The following is a 1,100-nucleotide window of genomic DNA, read 5'->3' on the forward strand; positions in this document are numbered from 1 at the left end:
TTAGTTTAGCATTGGTCGGTCGTCAGAATGGTTTGTCTGCTGAGGAACAGAACAACGGGATTGATGCCTTTAGTGAGTCCTATCTTGATACTATGGCCTCCTATCGCGGTAATGATCGTGAACTGGAGACTTACTTCACTAAAGACAATACTTATGGGAAGTTGGATGACTTCCTAGAAGGAGTCGAAGCCAGCGAAAGCCGCCAAAAAATGTTGAAAAAATGGACAGAACTGGACCCAAATCAGCGTCGCTTCAATCTATCCAAGGTTAAGTTAGGCAAACCTACTGCTTCCGAGCGACAGGATATTGAGAATGCGATCGCAGATTATCAGAAAACCTTGACAAAAAAGTTTAAATATGATAAAAACTACTTCCGAGTCAAAGATATTGCGCAACGTTTACTGGCTGGCACTGGTTCCTTAGGAATACCACGCTATTATCTCCTGATTGAGGGTGAGACCTCTTCCCAGGATGATGACCGGATCTTGGACATTAAATTCCAATCTTCCCCTACTGCCTATGATTACCTGAGTCAGCAGGAACGGGAAAAGTATGATAAAAATTTTAACAATGAGGGTCAACGTCATGCTTTAGCCTATCGAGCCTTAACCAAGCACACCGATAATCACCTGGGCTGGATGAAACTTGGGGATGGGTATTACTCAGTGCGAGAGCGATCGCCATTTAAGGAAACCTTTGATATCACTGAGCTAACCAAAGAGAAACGTTTTGTTAAGCTAGCTGAACAATGGGGTCAAGTGTTAGCAACAGCTCACGCCCGAGCTGACAAAGATTTTGATGCTGCCTTAGTGCCTTATTCCATAGACAAACAGGTGGATGAGTTGACTGACGGTCGCCACAAGGAGTTTCGGCAATTGGTAAGGGAAGTGGCTTTGACTTATGCTGATCAAGTTGAGAAAGACTATGGTTACTTTCTCGAAAAGCTGAAACCCAATAGCTGCTCTAGCGGCACTTGTGACTAATCGTTTTAGTTTAATTGGCTTTGGTAAAATATAATGCGTTGATATGGCACAGGGGGAAGGTTAAATAACAGGATAAGCGGCAAAGGGATGGTCGCGAGCTAGTCCCTATAACCTATA

At 43.7% G+C, this 1,100-nt stretch carries 1 protein-coding gene; it reads left to right on the forward strand.

The window, feature by feature from the left end:
- Window positions 1–983, forward strand: a 983-nt coding sequence (locus F6K37_RS43925) for a DUF2252 family protein (RefSeq protein WP_287257417.1), incomplete at its 5' end; no start/stop codon positions are given.
- Between the last annotated feature and the right edge of the window lie 117 nt (window positions 984–1,100).

Source organism: Moorena sp. SIO4E2 (genome assembly GCF_010671945.1).
Taxonomy (GTDB): Bacteria; Cyanobacteriota; Cyanobacteriia; order Cyanobacteriales; family Coleofasciculaceae; genus Moorena; species Moorena producens.